This is a genomic window from Algoriphagus sediminis (genome assembly GCF_030403435.1).
GTDB classification, from domain to species: Bacteria; Bacteroidota; Bacteroidia; order Cytophagales; family Cyclobacteriaceae; genus Algoriphagus; species Algoriphagus sediminis.
In genome coordinates, this window is the sequence record NZ_JAUEPH010000007.1 from 167,179 (window position 1) to 185,481 (window position 18,303).

The 18,303-nt window shown below is 39.0% G+C and carries 14 protein-coding genes; 8 read left to right on the forward strand and 6 right to left on the reverse strand.

Annotation, left to right across the window (positions count from 1 at the left end; genetic code table 11):
* A complete protein-coding gene (locus tag QVH07_RS15860) occupies positions 1 to 2,709 on the forward strand; it encodes a DUF4184 family protein (RefSeq protein ID WP_290002301.1) in 2,709 nt (902 codons plus the stop codon).
* A gap of 108 nt (positions 2,710 to 2,817) precedes the next feature.
* Here the strand turns inward: QVH07_RS15860 and QVH07_RS15865 are convergent, their stop codons facing one another.
* Positions 2,818 to 3,666: an N-acetylmuramoyl-L-alanine amidase-like domain-containing protein gene (locus QVH07_RS15865; protein ID WP_290002303.1), complete on the reverse strand. Its 849-nt coding sequence runs from the start codon at positions 3,664 to 3,666 to the stop codon at positions 2,818 to 2,820.
* Between the two features lie 134 nt (positions 3,667 to 3,800).
* Between QVH07_RS15865 and QVH07_RS15870 the strand changes: the two genes are divergently transcribed.
* On the forward strand, positions 3,801 to 5,369 hold the full coding sequence (locus QVH07_RS15870) for an L-serine ammonia-lyase, iron-sulfur-dependent, subunit alpha (protein ID WP_290002307.1): 1,569 nt from the start codon (positions 3,801 to 3,803) through the stop codon (positions 5,367 to 5,369).
* A gap of 10 nt (positions 5,370 to 5,379) precedes the next feature.
* Here the strand turns inward: QVH07_RS15870 and QVH07_RS15875 are convergent, their stop codons facing one another.
* The 3 genes from QVH07_RS15875 to QVH07_RS15885 form a co-directional block, all read right to left on the reverse strand.
* Entirely contained in the window at positions 5,380 to 5,904 is a 525-nt protein-coding gene (locus QVH07_RS15875) for a hypothetical protein (protein WP_290002310.1), read from the reverse strand.
* Position 5,905: 1 nt separating this feature from the next.
* Complete coding sequence (locus tag QVH07_RS15880; RefSeq protein ID WP_290002311.1) at positions 5,906 to 6,415, reverse strand: hypothetical protein; 510 nt, start codon at positions 6,413 to 6,415, stop codon at positions 5,906 to 5,908.
* Positions 6,416 to 6,718: 303 nt separating this feature from the next.
* Entirely contained in the window at positions 6,719 to 7,159 is a 441-nt protein-coding gene (locus QVH07_RS15885; protein ID WP_290002313.1) for a hypothetical protein, read from the reverse strand.
* A 442-nt stretch (positions 7,160 to 7,601) separates the two neighbouring features.
* Here QVH07_RS15885 and QVH07_RS15890 point away from each other — a divergent pair, with 442 nt between their 5' ends.
* Both QVH07_RS15890 and QVH07_RS15895 read left to right on the forward strand, forming a co-directional pair.
* A complete protein-coding gene (locus QVH07_RS15890) occupies positions 7,602 to 8,900 on the forward strand; it encodes a tyrosine-type recombinase/integrase (RefSeq protein ID WP_290002314.1) in 1,299 nt (432 codons plus the stop codon).
* The gene (locus tag QVH07_RS15895) at positions 8,897 to 9,580 is read left to right on the forward strand and encodes a hypothetical protein (protein WP_290002316.1); all 684 of its coding nucleotides are present in this window, start codon (positions 8,897 to 8,899) and stop codon (positions 9,578 to 9,580) included. Before QVH07_RS15890 ends, QVH07_RS15895 begins: the two co-directional genes overlap by 4 nt.
* A 32-nt stretch (positions 9,581 to 9,612) precedes the next feature.
* On the opposite strand, the gene QVH07_RS15900 is transcribed toward QVH07_RS15895, so the two are convergent.
* Both QVH07_RS15900 and QVH07_RS15905 read right to left on the reverse strand, forming a co-directional pair.
* Positions 9,613 to 10,617 (reverse strand): hypothetical protein, encoded by a 1,005-nt coding sequence (locus tag QVH07_RS15900; RefSeq protein ID WP_290002317.1) that lies wholly within the window; start codon positions 10,615 to 10,617, stop codon positions 9,613 to 9,615.
* A 91-nt stretch (positions 10,618 to 10,708) separates the two neighbouring features.
* Positions 10,709 to 11,944 carry a hypothetical protein gene (locus QVH07_RS15905; RefSeq protein ID WP_290002320.1) on the reverse strand — a complete coding sequence of 412 codons (1,236 nt, stop codon included), beginning with the start codon at positions 11,942 to 11,944 and terminating at the stop codon, positions 10,709 to 10,711.
* 149 nt (positions 11,945 to 12,093) lie between these two features.
* Between QVH07_RS15905 and QVH07_RS15910 the strand changes: the two genes are divergently transcribed.
* From QVH07_RS15910 to QVH07_RS15925, 4 genes are read left to right on the forward strand one after another with little or no spacing between them, the layout of a single operon-like run.
* A complete protein-coding gene (locus QVH07_RS15910) occupies positions 12,094 to 13,572 on the forward strand; it encodes a type I restriction-modification system subunit M (protein WP_290002323.1) in 1,479 nt (492 codons plus the stop codon).
* On the forward strand, positions 13,572 to 15,650 hold the full coding sequence (locus QVH07_RS15915) for a GmrSD restriction endonuclease domain-containing protein (protein ID WP_290002326.1): 2,079 nt from the start codon (positions 13,572 to 13,574) through the stop codon (positions 15,648 to 15,650). Before QVH07_RS15910 ends, QVH07_RS15915 begins: the two co-directional genes overlap by 1 nt.
* Complete coding sequence (locus QVH07_RS15920) at positions 15,647 to 17,110, forward strand: type I restriction-modification system subunit M (RefSeq protein ID WP_290002329.1); 1,464 nt, start codon at positions 15,647 to 15,649, stop codon at positions 17,108 to 17,110. Before QVH07_RS15915 ends, QVH07_RS15920 begins: the two co-directional genes overlap by 4 nt.
* Positions 17,103 to 18,281, forward strand: coding sequence for a restriction endonuclease subunit S domain-containing protein (locus tag QVH07_RS15925; RefSeq protein WP_290002332.1), 1,179 nt, complete (start codon positions 17,103 to 17,105; stop codon positions 18,279 to 18,281). The genes QVH07_RS15920 and QVH07_RS15925 overlap by 8 nt, the downstream gene beginning before the upstream one ends.
* Positions 18,282 to 18,303: the final 22 nt, after the last annotated feature.

Below are 18,303 nucleotides of genomic sequence, written 5' to 3' on the forward strand. Positions count from 1 at the left end.
ATGCCCTTTACCTTCTCCCATCCTGCCGCAATTGCACCTTTCATTAAGCATTCTGAAAAGCTCTCAGTATCTGCCATGGTGATTGGGAGTATAGTGCCTGATTTGGAATTTTACTTCAAGTTGAGGCTGGATGAGAATATCGGGCATAAATTAGAGGGGATTTTCCTCTTCGATTTTCCGGTGGCTTTACTTTGTTTCTTTTTGTTTCAAAGTTTGATCAAAATCACCTTATTTCAGTTTAGTCCTGCATTTATTCAGCGAAGAATCTCTTTCATAGCGCTGACTAATACGGATTGGAAAAAGGCAAGCAGAATCTGGATTGTTCTTCTTTCAATCGCATTAGGGCTTGCATCTCATCTGATTTTAGACTCAATGACTCATTATGACGGAGGACTGGTAAGTCGCCTTTCATTCCTATCCGGCACTATTCACTTGGGAGTGACTTCCATGCCTCTTTATCATGTACTCCAGCTTGGATTTAGCCTTTTGGGATTGGTATGGGTGACCCTAAAGCTGATCAAGCTGCCGCTATATCCCAAAGTTTCTTTCCGAAAGAGTATTTTCCCTTTTTGGCCCTTGCTTTTGGGAGCTGCGGCTTTGGCAGTCATTGCAAGGATTTATTTCTTCCCTGATTTTATTTCAGTTTGGGATGGATTCATGATGCTGGTTGGTGCTGGACTCTATGGCCTTATATTTTCTTCCTTGATTTTCTGGGCATTCAAAAAACTAATCTCAGGGAGTGACAGCGAGTTCGATAAACTTATCGATGCCGGAAGTATTGATCCAATTTTCGAAATCAGATCCTTTCCTATAGAGAAGAATCAATCGCTTTCCTTTTTCGGCCAAAGTATAATGGAAGTGGATAGCTTCGTTGATGAATCCCAAATCATTGTCAACCAAACCAGTGGCATCAAGATAGACAGTTTTAAAACCACTTCCGATAATTTCGTCAAGATGAACTCTAAGGCTTTCCGAAGCACTTCCCTTGGCCTCTCCACTCAAACTCAACTTAAGGGCGGGATGATCCATACCAGCAGCTTGAAAGCTTTTGATCTCTATTTTCATTTTCTTCCTTCTTTGGGGAAATATATAAATCCTAAAGGGAAACTGATAGGGATAATTCTACTAATTTTCTCTTTTCTTTTTATCTCTTCTCCTTTAAAAGCTCAGGAAGGACTTGCTCCTTCAGACAGAGAGGAATTTATTCAAGAGGCGACGAAGCTTCGTTCTGAAGAGCGATTTGGGGAGGCTATTGCCGAGTTGGATAAAATCCTTGCGGCTAATCCAGAGGATGCGCAAATCCTTTTGTTCAAAGGGGATCTTTGCCTTCAAAACAAAGAGTTTGATAGAGCAGTAGAGACGTATGACGCCCTTTTACCGCTAAACTATGAACTGACTGTAGTTCGAATTAACAAGTCTTACGCCCTATTTATGGCTAAAAAACCTTCCAAAGCGCTTCAGGTTGCACAAGAAGCCTGGGCTCAAGATTCCCTTCATCAGGGAGCAATCGTCAATCACTTCAATGCAATGCTTTGGAATTCCAAAACAAGTACAGCCTCTGAGTTTTTGGATGTGAATAGAAATTTACTCGAGCAGGATCAATACTTGGTGATGAAGGCAAGATTAGCCACAAGCTCTGGTGATTTTCGATCTGGGTTGAGTTTTTATGATTCTTTGGTGAATGCTTTTCCTATTTCTCATTACATTCTGGAGTATGGAGAGGTATTGATTGGCAAAAAGAGATGGAAAGAGGCTCAGTCTCTTGTAGAGGAAAAAGGGTCTGAATTGAGTGATTCTCAGCGTGGAAAATTAGAAGGCTTATTGAATCAGGCTAGCCTACAAATTGCCGGTCTACAGTTGGGGTATTTCGAGGATATCGGAGGGAACTCAAGAATGGAACAATCTTTATTTTGGGAAAATGAAACTACCGAGCCTGTTCAGGTTGGCTTAAGAGTGGGAGCAAGTCAAGTTTCCTCTGCTGAAGGTCAGAAAACCAAGGCTTCTTTTATCTCTGGAAAAGTTGGCTATAAATGGAACCCTACTTTGGAAACTCAGGCTGAGCTTACTCTGCAGCAAGTTTCTCCTGAGGTCGGAGACTCATACCGAGGAGTTACTGGCCGTCTCGCTACAAATTATCAGCCCAATGATCGAAGAATGATAGGTCTATTTTACCAATCAGACATTTTGAATTTCACAGCTGATCTGTTAGGAAAAGATATCAGAAGTCAGGATTTTGGGTATGTGACCCACATCATGCTAGATGGTCGTACTGGAATTTTTTCACAAGGTAGCTTTGGTACTTTAAATGATCAGAATTCTAGAATACAGTTTTTTGGATCTATTTATCGTGTATTGCGCACAGAGCCCACTTTAAAAACCGGCTTGAATTTTTCAGGTGTAGGCTACAGTGACTCTGAAACTACGCTCTATTTCGCACCTGATCGATTTTTGAGTACGGAGCTGTTTTTGGATTACAGCACCCCGATGCCACTGATCTCTAAATTGGCTCTTCAGGTACAATTGGCAGCCGGGCTGCAAAAAATAGAGGAACAGTCTTGGGATTCCACATTCAGGGGTCAGGTGGAATTAAATTACAGAGTCTCTGGGTTTGATTTGGGGTTAAGAGGTCAATTTAGTGATGTAGCGGCCACATCGGGTACAGGGTATCGTTTCCATTATGCCACCTTAAGGATTCAAAAGAAATTTTAAAAAAGAAAGTTGCTTATCACCCTTTATTGAGAAGTCTCTTTTCCTTCGGAACAAGAGGCTTCTTTTTTTGATATCCCGAGTAAAAAAACTCAAACAGGATTAAGCTTTTTAGTTGCTGGTCAGTCGAGAAACCATAATACCAGATTGATTTTTATTTCTGGCTAGATAGTCGCTCAAGGGTAATTCAGAGATTTCAACTTTCATGCTGCCTGAGCTCGCATGAAGCAGGTGAATACGATTTTGATACTCTATTGCAAAACCAACATGAACCATGTCCAGATTGTCAATGGATGTGGTGATCGCAATAAGGTCTCCTGATTCGATTTTTTCTTCAAGTTCTTCAACCTGCTCTTTTGGTATGAAAAAATAATTTCGTTCAGCGATGATAGCTTCTGCTTTCTTAATTTCTTCCACATTTTTCGGGTCTGAAAGCTGAGGATAGAATTGTGGATTTGAGGACATAAAGCCTGGATTATTTTCGTAGGGCTCTCCTCCGATTTTTTCGGTTACATCTAAAAACAAACCTTTTTCACCATTGGTGAACATCCAGTCTGAAAAATAATGAAGTCTGGAGGGATAGCCCTCGTTTTTACCTGATCTGTAGCGGATCAACTCTAGTTCTCTCTCGAAAGCTTCAAAGGTGTATTCCTCCAGTTTGGCAAGTCTGGTCAAGGCAATCACAGATTCCAGGTAGGTAGTACAGTCGAGTTCTACCATATTGATGACTAGCTTTTCTGGACCAGGGAGCTCAAGGGTTTTGGCTACGTATTCAGTACCCAAAAACCACTGACCTATTTCTACAGCCAACTCGTTTGTCGACATGTCTTTGGTATCCATGGATTCCAGCTTTTTCAAACTTTTTTCTACGATCTCACGGCTCTCAGGCGTACAGACTGTTTGGGCCTTCAGATTAAAGACTAAAAAGAAAGAGAGAAGTAGAAAAGGGATTTTCAGCATGGCTTTAGGGCTATGATCAAATGTAATTAGGAATCCAGAAAGGGCAAAAAATGGATAACATGACTTTCAGTGCATCAAAATTTCAATACAGCGCATTTTTCTTAAATTATACCTCATTCAAAATTAGGGAAGGTATGAGTTATCCAAGCATATTCAATGATGTAGTAGGTCCGGTGATGCGTGGCCCGTCAAGTTCACATTGCGCAGCGTCTCAACGGATTGGAAGGATTTGTCATGATATCATGGGAGGTAAAATTTCAGAAATCGATATTGATTTTGATCCGAATGGATCTTTAGCCACCACACATAAAGATCAGGGTTCGGACATGGGACTTTTCGGAGGATTCCTCGGCTGGGAAGCTCATGATGAGCGATTGGTAGATTCGGAAATGCATCTTGGCGCGGCCGGAATTTCTTTTAAAATCAGTATCAAAAAACTAGCGAATGATCATCCCAATACCTACCAGATTTCCCTCCGAAACCCATGGGAGAGCCATCAGGTCATCGCACTTTCTACGGGAGGTGGAATGATTGAGTTGATTGAAATTGATGGGGTGGAGGTTTATTCTCAGGGCGATTCACATCTTAGTTTGATTTATGCGGATAGAAATGAAGCCTTGTTGTCATACCTTAAACATGTAGGTTTATCTAATTCAATACAACCCACTTCGAGTGATAGTAATTTTATAATGCTTTCGACTTTCGATGAACTCGAGTCAACAATTCTCGAGGAGATCAAACAATTGGAAGGCGTGAGTGCTGTAAAGCAAATCAGACCGGTGGTTCCAATTTTGGCTTCACCTGACATGAAAGTTCCTTTTATTACGGTGGAGGAAATGCTTCAGTACAACAAAGACAAGGACTTATCTCTATGGGAGCTGGCTATAAAATATGAGAGTATACGCGGAAATATTTCTGAATCGGAAGTGCTTGCTAAAATGGGAGAAATCCACAAAATCTTGAAGGAGGCAGTAGACACGGGGCTTAAAGGCACAAAATTCGAAGATAGAATTTTGGGTCCCCAATCTGTAAAGTTCAAATCCATGATGGAGGAAAAAAAGCTCGTGGATGGAGATGTGCTAAACCGAATCATCATGTATGTGTCCGCCATTATGGAAGTGAAAAGTTCAATGGGTGTCATCGTTGCAGCACCTACAGCAGGTTCCTGCGGGGCTATGCCGGGTGCGGTGCTAGGCGTTTCGGATTCCTTAGGTTTATCGGATGAGGAAACGGTTAAAGCCTTAATGATTGCTGGTTTAATAGGAGTATTCATCGCGGCTCATTCTACTTTTGCTGCAGAAGTGGGTGGATGCCAGGCTGAATGTGGTTCCGGGGCTACTATGGCCGCCGCTGCCCTGGTTTTTATGGGAGGGGGTAATCTGAATCAAAGTTTATCCGCTTCTTCTATGGCTTTGCAAAGCTCACTTGGGATGATATGTGATCCTATCGGAAATAGGGTAGAGGCCCCTTGCCTAAATCGAAATGTGATGGCTGCTTCCAATGCACTATCATGTGCTAATATGGCCCTTGCAGATTATGATCATCTGATTCCCCTTGATGAAGTAATTGAGACCATGTACGATGTGGGAAAAAGCATCCCAAATACACTTCGATGCACGAATTTGGGTGGGCTTTCCATCACCAAAACTGCTAAGGAAATTGAAGCCAGGCTAGAGAAGAAGCAGTTTTTTAAGAGTTGCTAGCGGGGTGGAGTTATCCGCATTTGTTGAAAACCCGCTTTAGCTCTTCTTCTGTAAGTGAAATAACATGTTGGGGATTAGGAATGATTAGCTTGACCTCTTCCAATGCACAATTACAATACTCTAAAGATTGTTCTTCGGTTAGACCTTGCCCCATTTTGCTTTCTTGACAACTTTTAATGAATAATTCCTCTGATTCTTCGGTCCATGGCTGCTCTATTTTGACCAGAAGAAGCTCATCAATGCAATCGCTGTTTTCAAACATACTTACGATTTCATGTTGCTCCAGCTCCATTGCTTCCTCTACATCAGGGTATTTGATTAAAGAAGATTCAAGTAGACAATTACAGTATTTTGAAGGATCTGAGACTCCTTCATTCTCTAGGAAGCCAATGCAATTGGACTGAAATGAAATCATATCTGTTTCTGTCCATGAATGAGTTACTTCGGCCTCAATGCTATTTTCCTGACTGGATTTCTGATTACAACTAATCGCCAAACAGATTAGAAGTAGATATGTAATTTGAGATAATTTCATTTCAATATTCTACATTAACAATTTCACATCGGATTCTTTCAGTACTTGCTTGTTGCCTAGAAACAAAGTCAGAAATTATGGAGCCAGCGGTTGAAGCACCCCAAATAATGTCTCCTTCAGTTCCCCCTATGGCGCTTCCAAGCATTTGACCTGCGGTGGCTACAACGGCGCGGGTCTGCCTTGCCTTATGTTCATTTTCATCAAGTCTTTCAATGCCAATTATTTCGTCTACTTCAATTTTTTTCCCTGCAATGGGTACTACTCTCGTACTCCGTGCATAATCAAAGACCCTGATCACATTTCTATGATCCATAAGCCCAGTGATTTTACCTTGAAAATAATGGGGTCTTTTGCCCTTTGCTGCATGGGCGATTACTACCAAATCGCCTAGAAACAGGGTGTCAGTTTTGATTTCTTCTCTTGAAGCATTGAAATGATGGACAATAAGCTCTTGAGACTTAGCTGAATTTGCCCAAATGATCAGCGTGATCAGCAAACATAAATTTCTCATAAGGTGCTAGTTTATTTAGATAAAAATAGAAATTTTTATAACTACGATATGTAATGAGTATGATTTTTAATCTCTGAGAACTCATCTGGCAAATCTCTTGAACGAGTATTCAAGCGGGGTACAATTTAGGTATGATCTGTTTCGAACTAGTTGAATTGAAAATTCAATATCCTGTTTAAGTTGTCTTTCATCTATCCTGCACTATACTAGACTACCCATTATTTCTACTTGAAAAATAATTCTTGAAAGCCCTATTCATAGTTTTCTTTGGCTTTTTCTTGTCCAAATTGATGAATATACTTCCTAGTAAGAAATCGAATTATAGCCCAATGCCTGTAGTTGAAGGATGCGTATGGTGTAGGTTTCCACTACCTCTAGTCCCGAAAAAAGCTGGTCTTCGGAAACCCCAAGCCTTCTCATTGCTACACTACAAATGCTGACCCGAACTTTACCTTTATATTTTTCAAAATAATTTTCAAGTTCGGATTCCTTCACCATTGTTCTGACAACTGGTCCCTTCACTACGATTTCAAAATTTTCTATTTGTACACCATTTTCTATGAAGGTGTCATATACTGATAATGCGCTTTTTAGGCCATCCTCGTCCTTTACTCCGAAGGCATAGTCGGGCGTTTTATTGAGGTCTGCAATGGTTTCTTTTTCAAGGACTGATTGAGCTACGCTTCTTTCAAACGAAAGTGCCGTGAGGGCGAAGGCAAATATGCATGTTATTGCTAGTTTCATTATTGATAAATTTATGGGTTTAGCCAATTAGAGGAATAGGTTAAAAGTAAGGTTTTTGTTGGATAAGAAAAGTTCGGAAAAAAAGTCTCAATTGGTATGATTTAAAGCCTTTAAATCTGTTGCATTGATACTCCCCAATATCATCTTCTTCGCTTCTTTATTTGGACTTGGCTTCTCGCCCGAATCTTACAAACAAAAAAACCTGCTGAAATAAGATTCAACAGGTTTATTCTGATTCATTGCTCCTCCTCTTGGGCTCGAACCAAGGACCCTCTGATTAACAGTCAGAATTTTGGTTATTTTTCTATATGTGGTTTCTTTATTAAAACCTCTAAAAACAATGAAAATACTCCATTTTACTGATATTCCTTAATATCTATTTATGTATATTTAGATAATTATTTGTGCAAATGGTGTGCAAATTTAATTCTGATGATTACGAATGGGTTACAAAAGAGGAAAGGCTAAGGGTCAGGTGAGGGTAAGCTTGTATCAAGATACACGAAGAGAAAAGTACAATGGGCTATTCCCGACTAAAATCCGTGTTTATGACTCTTTGACAAAAAAGGCAAGGTTGTACACCACCGATTTTGATTTGAGTAAGGATCAATTTCGAAGAATCGTTTTCCCTAAAATGGGTGAGAGGCTAAAGAAAGAAGAGAAAAATGTAAGGGAACAATTACTAGCTCTGGAGTCCCATTATTCTGAAAAGGCACATGACCTTGCTCTTTTTACTTTTGATGTTTTCGAGGGAGCCCTTAGTTTAAAATCTGGTGAGGTGATGGATGTTTTCTTTCAACTTGAGAAATACAGACAAGAATTACTTTCCCAAGGTCAAACCAAATCAGCGTCTCAGTTTGACTTAACTGCGAAATCTCTCAAAAATTTTCTCAAAGATTCCGGACGAAGTTCTTCAACCTTGCTTTTACCTGAAGTCACGGTTGGGTTTCTTAATTCTTATGAAAACTGGATGATTGATTTCAAGGACAAGTCTTCCTCTACTGTGGGCGCATATCTCAGAAATGTGAGGACAGTATTTAATGTTGCCATCGATCTGAATATTGTCAATAGGGAATTGTATCCTTTTGGCAAAAAGAAGTATCAAATCCCATCTTCCTCTAAGGTCAAAAAGGCTTTAAATGCCGAACAGCTTGAGGCTTTGTTTGCAGCGGAACCAGCTAATGATCAACAGGCTAAGGCAAAAGCGTTTTGGTTTTTCTCCTTTGTCTGTCAAGGAATGAATATGAAGGACATTGTTTTCCTGGAATGGGATAGGGTAAGTGAGGAAGGTATTCAATTCGTTAGAGAAAAGACCAAACGAACAAAAAAAGCCAACTCCAAAACTATACATGCACCATTGACTCCTTTTGCTGAGGGGGTAATCAAGAAATATGGCACAGGAGGTACAAAAAATAGCACCTATGTTTTTCCTGTATTAAAAAGTGATATGTCATTATCAGAGAAAGAAAAAGCCAAGGATAATTTTATTCGGTTCATCAATCAGCATATTCTTCCAATTGCAAAATCTGCAGGTATTAAAGAAAGAGTTTCATCCAATTGGGCGAGGCATTCATTTTCGACCTCAGCCATCCGTAATAATATTAGCATGGTCTTCGTAAAGGAAGCTCTTGGCCATTCGGACATAAAAACCACTCAGCGTTATTTTGCGGGATTTGAGGATTCTTCAAAAAAAGAGACCATAGATTTAATCACAGGTTTTACTTCGAAAGACAAAAAATGATAGACCCAGTCAAATACCCTTACAACTTTGATCATCACGAAATCGAGCGTGATATCAATAATATGATTCGATTTTCAAAGCATGACGAGGCTCTCAACACACTAAGGGACGTTGGGCATAAATGGGAGAATGCTAAATGGGAGTTGTTTTCTCAGAAAAGTCTTATTTCTATGATTCTTTTGAAGTCCCTTGATTTACCTAAAATCGATGGGAAGGACTTTCTGGAAAATTGGATAGAGGAGCAAATTACTAGAGTTACAAACCTTTTGGCGGAGAAATCTCCTACAGCTGATGGTCCCGAAACAGAGCTCAAAAATCATTTTAATACACTTCCGATGAGTATGGTCATAGAACATTTTCGCCCATTGAAAGAATTAAAGAATCTTAATGGAGATGTCTGGATGAGCGAAAAAGATTTTGATGTATTTATCCGACGTTCTTTTTCGGGAGAGTCTAATCTTGATAAGCCTAAAATCAAACTTGGAAGCAAAGGAAAATACGCTGTTGTAAAGCTTTTTCACAAGTTCTATGAGAAGTCTTTGAATGCAGATGTTGAGCAAAATAATCGAACAGAAAAGTTTATTGAATTGCTGCAAGATGCATTTCAAACTTCGAATTTTGACAAAATTTCGCATAATTTCAAGGCTAGAAAAAGCAAGTATGACTGGGGTTGGTCTTAATCATTTTTCTATAACTAATTAGATATTAAATCTTATAAATTCAAGGGGATTTCCTCTCCACGTTCTCTCGCACGCTCCCTAATATCCATATGGAACTGAAGTAGTTTAATCTCCAAGAATGGATTAAAATCTCTTTCTAATTCCAATAGCTGATCGGTTTCTTCTACGGATAGGGCATAGTACTTTTTCACAAGAATGGGCTGGATTTGAAAGAATCGGTTTAAAAAGAAACCTACTTGCGAGAATTCTTCTCCACCAAAATCCAACTCATCCACGCAAAAGCTTTGCCCATACTTTTCTGCAGGGATATCAAAAAGTTTGTCTATCCCTGAGAACCTAATTGCAGATTCAATCTCAAAAATTCCTTCAAAATGATCTTTTGCATTCTCAATCGTTAACTCTTTTAAACCCGGATGGAAATTTGAGATTTCCTCATAGATGTTGACCATAAGGTCGAAGACCAGGTAAATTTCCAAAAACTGTAGTTGCTTTAATTCTTGTCCAGTATCCAAATAGTCATCTTCATAATGTTTAAAGCAGCCGTAGTAATCATGAACCCATTTCACCACATCACTGTAAATAAATGGTTTTTGGAAGGAGTCATACTCCTTCATAGCATTATCAACCTGCAATGCCCAAACCTCTACTCTGCTATGCTTTAAGTCTTCTAGTCGATGCTTGATGGTTTTTAAGTAAATCCTTAACCCAGGACTAATTTCTTCATTTAAACCCATAACTCTTCGACATTCCAGAATTTCGATTATTTCATGATCATTTAAATCGCTTTTGGGGTTTGACAGGAATCTTAATGGGATATAGTGCTCACTTTTGTTCCCTGAAAAAATATAGACCGTTCTGTTGAATTCAGGATTGCAGGACAGATAATTGCAGTATGTAGGTTCCACCAAAAGTTCTGAGTCGTCATTCTCCTTGAAAAACTCAAATGCGTAACCCAACTGACTCAGAAACTCTTCATGATCCCATGAGCCATGAGTCTCTTGAGAATTCAGTAATTGGGAAATGAATTCGATATCCATTTCCTTGATACCTTTTATTATTGTTTTCAGATAGGGTTCCATGTCAATAACAAAATGGCAAACAAGCGATAATCTGGGTTTATTTGACTCTCTAAAACTTCTTTTTTGCAAGATTATAAGTCAAAGCAAAATAAGGTTGTGCATCGAATTTATTAAAGGTCGGAGCAGCGGTTGAAGCTGCTGGCACAAATAATCTTCCGTCAAGCTGTTCTACTGAACCTGATAGCTCCTTTACCTTTCCAAAACTCACTCCTCCATTAATACTGATCTTACCTTTTCTTCCTAGTAAAAAACCCAATCCGGCTGCATAGTTGACTCTTTCATCAAAAATGGAAACTCCGATTCCGATTTGAGGTCCGACGCTCAGGAAACCAGAAAGTTTGTAAGTTAAGTGGGCAAAGCCAGCAATGACTACATTCCAATCAGGGGCGTCTTCCTCAAAAACCTCTCTTTTTCCTTGAGTAGAATCCCCCAGATAATATTGTTTGTCTGTAAGCCCACTAAACATGAATCCCGTAGAGAAGTCAAAACTCCATTTGCCATAGTTCACAAATTCAATATTTCCCTTGTAAACCGTGTCTTTTTTGTAAGTATCAATGACCGAGATATTCAGGTCAATTCCATCTTTTTTTGCTGTAAAGCCTTTTGATTGAACAAAGTCTTTTGCATCTAAAGATTCGGTGATGAATTTGGCTATACCTTCAAAATCATTCTTTGCTAAAAACTCCTTAATTTTTTCATTTTCAATGGACGTTTCCAAATAACGTTCATTTATTTGTCCTGAATTGATTCGTGAATTCAACCAAAGCTCAGTTTTATTAACTATTGTTGATAGAGTCAATTTGTAATTCGAAGTTCTCTTCAAAATCACTTTAGGGTCGCTGGTGCCAAACTTATCACGAACTAACTGCGACACCATTTCGTTGGACGGACTGAATTTCGTTTCTTCGTATATTTGAAAGGAAACTAAAAGCAGGCGATTTAAAAATTCCAAAGCCTCTTCAAAGGAGTCCAATTCAACAGAATCAAAGTTTTCTTTCATTTTATATGAAAGTTCGTTGGTGTCTGGCAACCCTAGTACAGCTAATTGAGAAGGTCTGTTTGATACAAGATTGTAGGGTTTTTGGTCTAAGTAAATCTGAACATGCGCCGAGTTTATTTTTCCAAGCTGTATTAAATAGTTATTATCAGATTTAAGTTTTCGTTCGCTATTTTTCAGTTTTTTAATGGAGTTACTAGCCTTATCGTACTCCAGTTTTATAGTCTGCTGTGCGAAAGAATTAAGTGTAATTATGAATAATAGGCTTAAAAGGATTAAATAACGCATAATGGAAAAATTGGGAAGTTTTCAAGTTGCGCATTTCCATGAATTGATAAAATACCCAGTACTGGGTATTTTTTGGATTATTTCTTTTGTTCATCTTTCGACTAGGCTTAATTTATCTAAAGTTTTAAACCCAACGAGATTTCATTTTTATGTCAGAAAAGCTGAGCATATCCCAGCTGGAACAATACCTTTCTAAGGCTGCCTGGATTCTTAAAGGACCAGTAGATGCCTCAGATTTTAAAGTTTACATTTTCCCAATGCTTTTCTTTAAGCGGATTTCAGACGTTTACGATGAAGAATACCAGATAGCACTAGAAGAATCTGAGGGTGATGTCGAATATGCTTCATTACCTGAATTTCACCGATTTGAAATTCCTGATGGTTGTCATTGGAAAGATGTTCGAGAGCAAACTGTAAACGTAGGGCTGGCCATAGAGCAAGCACTTCGAGGAATTGAAAAAGCAAATCAGGAAAAGCTTTATGGAATCTTCGGTGATGCTCACTGGAGTAACAAAAACAAGCTATCTGATAGACTTCTTGTTGATCTCGTTGAGCATTTTTCCCTGTACAATCTGTCCAATAGTAATGTTGATCCAGATTTACTAGGAAATGCCTATGAGTACCTGATCAAACACTTTGCTGACCTTACCAATAAGAAGGCGGGTGAGTTTTATACACCAAGGTCTGTCGTTCATTTATTGGGATTGATTCTCGACCCTCATGAAGGTGAAAGCATTTATGATCCAGCCTGTGGAACAGGAGGGATGCTGCTGGAATGTGTGGATCATCTCAAGGATAACTCAGAGGATTATAGAACATTAAGTCTTTTTGGACAGGAGAAGAATTTGACCTCAAGCTCTATAGCCAGAATGAATATGTTTTTGCACGGTATTGAGGATTTTCAAATTGCACGAGGAGATACCCTTAGGGAACCTGCATTTTTTCAGGCCGATGGGCTTCGAACGTTTGACTGTGTAATTGCCAATCCGCCCTTTTCCCTGAAGGATTGGGGGGCTGGAAATTGGGTGAACGATCCTTTTGGTAGGAACATAGCTGGTGTTCCCCCTAAAGGGAACGGGGATATGGCCTGGGTTCAGCATATGATTAAATCTATGAACAGTACTGGTCGGATGACTGTGGTTCTTCCACATGGAGCATTGTTTAGGAAGGGTGCAGAAGGTAGGATAAGAGAAGAATTACTGAGACAAGATTTGCTAGAGGCGGTGATCGGGCTAGGGCCAAACATTTTTTATGGGACACAGCTGGCAGCATGCGTTTTGGTATTCAAGCAATTGAAAACTGAAGAAAAAAGGGACAAGATTCTCTTTATCGATGCCTCAGACCAGATCAGAGTTGGAAGAGCGCAGAATTTCCTTGAGAAGGAGCATGTAGATCAGATTTTCTCCTGGTATAACGATTATGAAGATGTAGAAAACTATGTCAAAGTCGCCAGCATGGATGATATAGAAGAGAATGGCTTTAATCTTAATATCCCTTTGTATGTAGAGAAGATTATTGAAGATAACCTACCCACTGTTGAGGAGGCATTGGCTGATTTGAAAGAAGCCTGGAATGCAAGTCAAGAAGCAGAGGAGAAATTCAAGAAAGTTTTAAATAGATTTATTTAATGGAAAAAAAGATATCAGAAATACTTCAGTCAATTGATAATGGAGAGTATAAGATTCCTGAATTTCAACGAGGGTATGTCTGGAACAGTAATCAGGTAAAAGGTTTTTTTAGGTCTCTTTATTTAGGATATCCAAGTGGTTCTTTTTTGATCTGGAAGACCAAAGACCCTTCGAAAATTAGGGGTAGTAATTCTGAGTCAAATCTAGCTTTTCACCAATTAATTTTAGATGGGCAGCAGCGTCTAACTACCATTTACACAATTTTCCGTGGTCAAACGCCTGACTGGTATGAAGGAGTATCTCTACGAACAGATTTGTATTTCAATCTTGAGTCAGAAGAGTTTGAGTACTTTATGCAGAAAAAAATGAGTAATAATCCAGACTGGGTTAATGTCTCGGAGTTTTTGAGTGAGGGAGGGGTTAATACTTTCATAAATAAAATTCATGAGTTATCAGAGTCTATCAGAAATTATTACTTATCGAAGATTGTCATTTTAAATAAACTAGATTCTATAAAAAACTACACTTACTACATCAAGGAAATTACCGAGATGGATTTGGATAAGGTGGTAGAGATTTTCAATCTGGTAAATAAGACTGGAACAACGCTTAATGAAAGTGATTTAGCTCTTGCAATAATCACTTCGAATTGGCCTGAGGCAAAGGATCGATTTAGAGCGGCTTCAGAGGAATTTAAGAAGTATAACTATGAATTTTCGTTTAGAAACTACACAAGACTCTTAAACATATTCTGTCTTAGCCGTGGTAAGTATGTTGATGAATTGAGTAATGTAGAAGCCGAATCTTTTGAGAAGGAATGGCTTGAGATCAAGAAGGTTCTTTCTTATTTGATAAACGTTTTGAGGGATAAAGCTTTTATAGACTCGTCCGACAGTTTTAGCTCCCTTTATGTCTTCTATGTATTGGCTTATTACCTGAAAATCAATGGAGGACAATTCAATTCAGAGGAAGAGGCTAATAAGGCTATTTACTGGATGTTTACAGCACTTTTGTGGGGTAGGTTTAGTGGGTCATCAGAATCTTTTTTGGAAAAGGACATGAATGCTCTTAAACAAGAAAATTCTATCGACTCACTAATAAAAGAAATGCATCTATTTAGAGGTTCCAATCTCCTTTTAAATTCTCAGGATATCAGTATGCAAGGAGTAAGAAGTAGAATCTACAACTTGTTTTATTGTGCAATTAGAGCTCAAAATGCCAAAGATTGGACAAACCCTGTAATGAGTCTTTATTCAAAGAGTGTAGGCTATAACAATAAGCTACAACGACATCATATTTTCCCGAAAGCGTTTCTTTACAAAAAATACAATTCTAGTAATTCGATTCATAAGGCAATGGTAAATGAGATTTCAAATATTGCTTTGATCACTCAGAAGTCTAATTTGGAAATACTCGATGATGACCCTAATAATTATTTGCCGAAGATTGAGCCTGAGCAATTGAGGAAGCAGTTTGTTCCTACTGATTCTAAATTATACAGTATTGAGAATTATGAGCTATTTCTGGAGGAGCGAAGGAAGAATTTAACCAATGGAATCAATAAGTTTCTTAAATCCTTTTTCGAGGATCAAACGATAGAAACCATTAATCAAGACCTACAGCATTATGATGATGAAATTGAAAAAATTGAGTTCGGTCTCCGAGATGTTATTTCTTCCAAACTTGAGTTGGCGTGTGAGTTAGATGCTTATCAAGAATACATTCCTGAACATATTAAAGTCAAAGTAGAAGGAAGGGTAAAAAACTGGTTGGGTAAGAATCCTGGTGAAGATAAATCTCAATTTGCCGTGTTGAGGAGAAAAATGGATTTCTTCGATCTTCAAGAATATAAGGATGTAGTTGTCTCAAAAATCTGTTACCCAATTTTTGAAGATACCTTTGGCAGCAAGGGTGTACTTGAAGTTAGGTTTAATCAATTGGCTGAAATAAGGAACTCAATAAGACATAGTAGAGATGTCACAGAGGCAACCATAAAGGATGGGGAAGCAGCAATTAGCTGGTTCAATTCAATCATTAAACCATTCATCCGTAATTCAGATACAGAGGAACTAGAATGACCCAGCAAGAACTAGAAAAATACTTATGGGGTGCGGCTACCTTGCTCAGAGGTACCATCGATGCTGGAGATTACAAGCAGTACATCTTTCCATTGCTGTTCTATAAGCGCATTTGTGATGTGTATGATGAAGAGTATGAGAATGCTTTAGAAGAAAGTGGCGGTGATATAGAGTATGCTGCCTTTGCAGAGAACCATCACTTTCAGGTGCCGGAAGAAGCACATTGGGAAAAGGTGAGGGAATCCACCACTAATGTGGGTATGGCTCTACAAGATGGGATGAGGGCGATTGAAAAGGCAAATCCTGATACCCTTTATGGTATCTTTGGGGATGCTTCCTGGACTAATAAGAATAGACTCAGTGATGCTGTCCTAAATGACTTGATAGAGCATTATTCTCAGCACAAACTGAACCTCAGTAACATCCCTGATGACAAGCTGGGTAATGCCTATGAATATCTGATTAAAGAGTTTGCAGACGACAGTGGGCATACAGCTGCCGAGTTCTATACGAATCGAACGGTGGTAAAGCTGATGACCATGATCATGGACCCACAGCCAGGGGAAAGTGTCTATGACCCGACTTGTGGTAGTGGAGGCTTATTACTTAACTGTGCACTTCATCTAAAGGAAGAAGGCAAGGAATACAGGACCTTAAAACTCTATGGGCAAGAGATCAATTTGATTACCTCGGCCATTGCTCGAATGAATATGTTTATGCATGGCATAGAGGAGTTTAGCATCGTTCGAGGGGATACTTTGGCGAACCCGGCTTTCTTGGAAAATGATTCCTTGAAGAAATTCAATGTGATCTTGGCCAATCCGCCTTACTCCATTAAGGCTTGGGACCAGAAGAGTTTTGTTAATGACCCTTATGGTAGAAATATTTGGGGAACACCACCACAGGGCTGTGCTGATTATGCTTTTCAACAGCATATCCAACAGAGCTTAGATATTGAGAATGGACGATCTATTTCTCTTTGGCCACACGGTGTACTATTTAGAGACTCCGAATCCGAAATGAGGAGGAGAATGATTGAGGATGATTTGGTTGAATGCGTTATCAGTCTTGGGCCAAATCTATTCTACAACTCATCAATGACTTCATGCTTGTTGATTACAAACAATAATAAGACGACTGATAGAAAAGGTAAGGTGCTTTTTATTCAAGCTGTAGATGAAGTGAGAAGTGAAAAGACCATGAGCTATTTGGATCCTCATCATATCGATAGAATTCATAGAGCATATCTCAATTTTACAAATGAAGAAGGCTTTGCAGCTGTAGTTGAAAATGGGGTGGTTTTAAAAGATGCCCATGCACGTTTGAGTGTTCAGCTCTTCGTACAAAAGGAAAAAAGTGAGGAGGTCAACTTTCATGAGGTACTTACAAATTGGGAGGACAGCTCAAAAGGGTTGACTGAATCGATGAAAGAACTTTTTAATACGCTGGCTAATGATTGAGGAGAAGTTAAAAGAGAAAATGCTGCAAATCGATAAGTCAAGTTGGAAATTGACTACGCTTGGGGAGTTAGCAACTGAAATATCCAAAAGAGTTGATAACCCGAGCCAATCTCAGTATGATCGATTTGTAGGATTGGAACATTTTGTATCTGGCGATATTAAAATTAAAAAGTGGGGTGCTACAGATAATTTAGCCTCATCAGCTAAGGCCTTTCAGGCTGGGGATATACTGTTTGCAAGGAGAAATGCCTATCTGAGAAGAGCTTCTTTGGTTGAATTTGATGGATGTTGCTCAGGTGATGCTTTCGTTATTAGAGAAGACCGTGAAAAGGTAGTCCCTGGTTTTCTTGCCTTTTTGATGAATTCAAATGGCTTGTGGGACTTTGCGAATTCAAATGCTGCAGGGACCATGTCTAAGCGTGTTAAATGGCGAGACCTCGCCAACTACGAATTCCTCCTTCCACCACAAGACCAGCAAGCCAAATTAGCCGAATTGCTTTGGGCGATGGATGAGGTGATTGAGAAGGAGAAAGATGCTCAAGAGGCCTTAATAGTAACAAGAAAAGCTTTACATAAGATAGATTTTGCAAACTATAGACGGTCGAAATACAAAATCGATGATTTTGTGACAAAAGTTGGTAGCGGAGTTACCCCAAAGGGAGGGAGTAAGGTCTATATAGATTCTGGTGTCATGCTAATTAGGAGTCAAAATGTACTATTTGGTGAATTTGATTTTGACGACGTGGCTTTTATATCTGACGAAATTGATGAGAAAATGAAGTCATCAAGGGTCCTAAAAAATGATGTTCTATTAAATATCACTGGCGCATCAATTGGAAGGAGTTCTGTTTATGTATCGGATCGGCCTTCAAATGTGAATCAGCATGTTTGTATAATAAGAACGGCTGATGGCCTAGATCCCACTTTTCTATGTGAATTTATAAACTCCAGCTATGGTCAAAATCAGGTCCAAGTGATGCAAGCAGGAGGAAATCGTGAAGGACTGAATTTCACAAGTGTTAGGCTAATGCGAATTCCAGAGTACTCTTATGAAGAGCAATTGGAACTTCGATCTAAGTACGTGAAAATTATAGAAGGAATCTTTGCAACTAGGCAACACATCTCAGAGTCACAATCCCTTCAAAAGAGTTTAATCAATCAGATTTTTTAGGGTTCTCGACAAACCGTAGCCA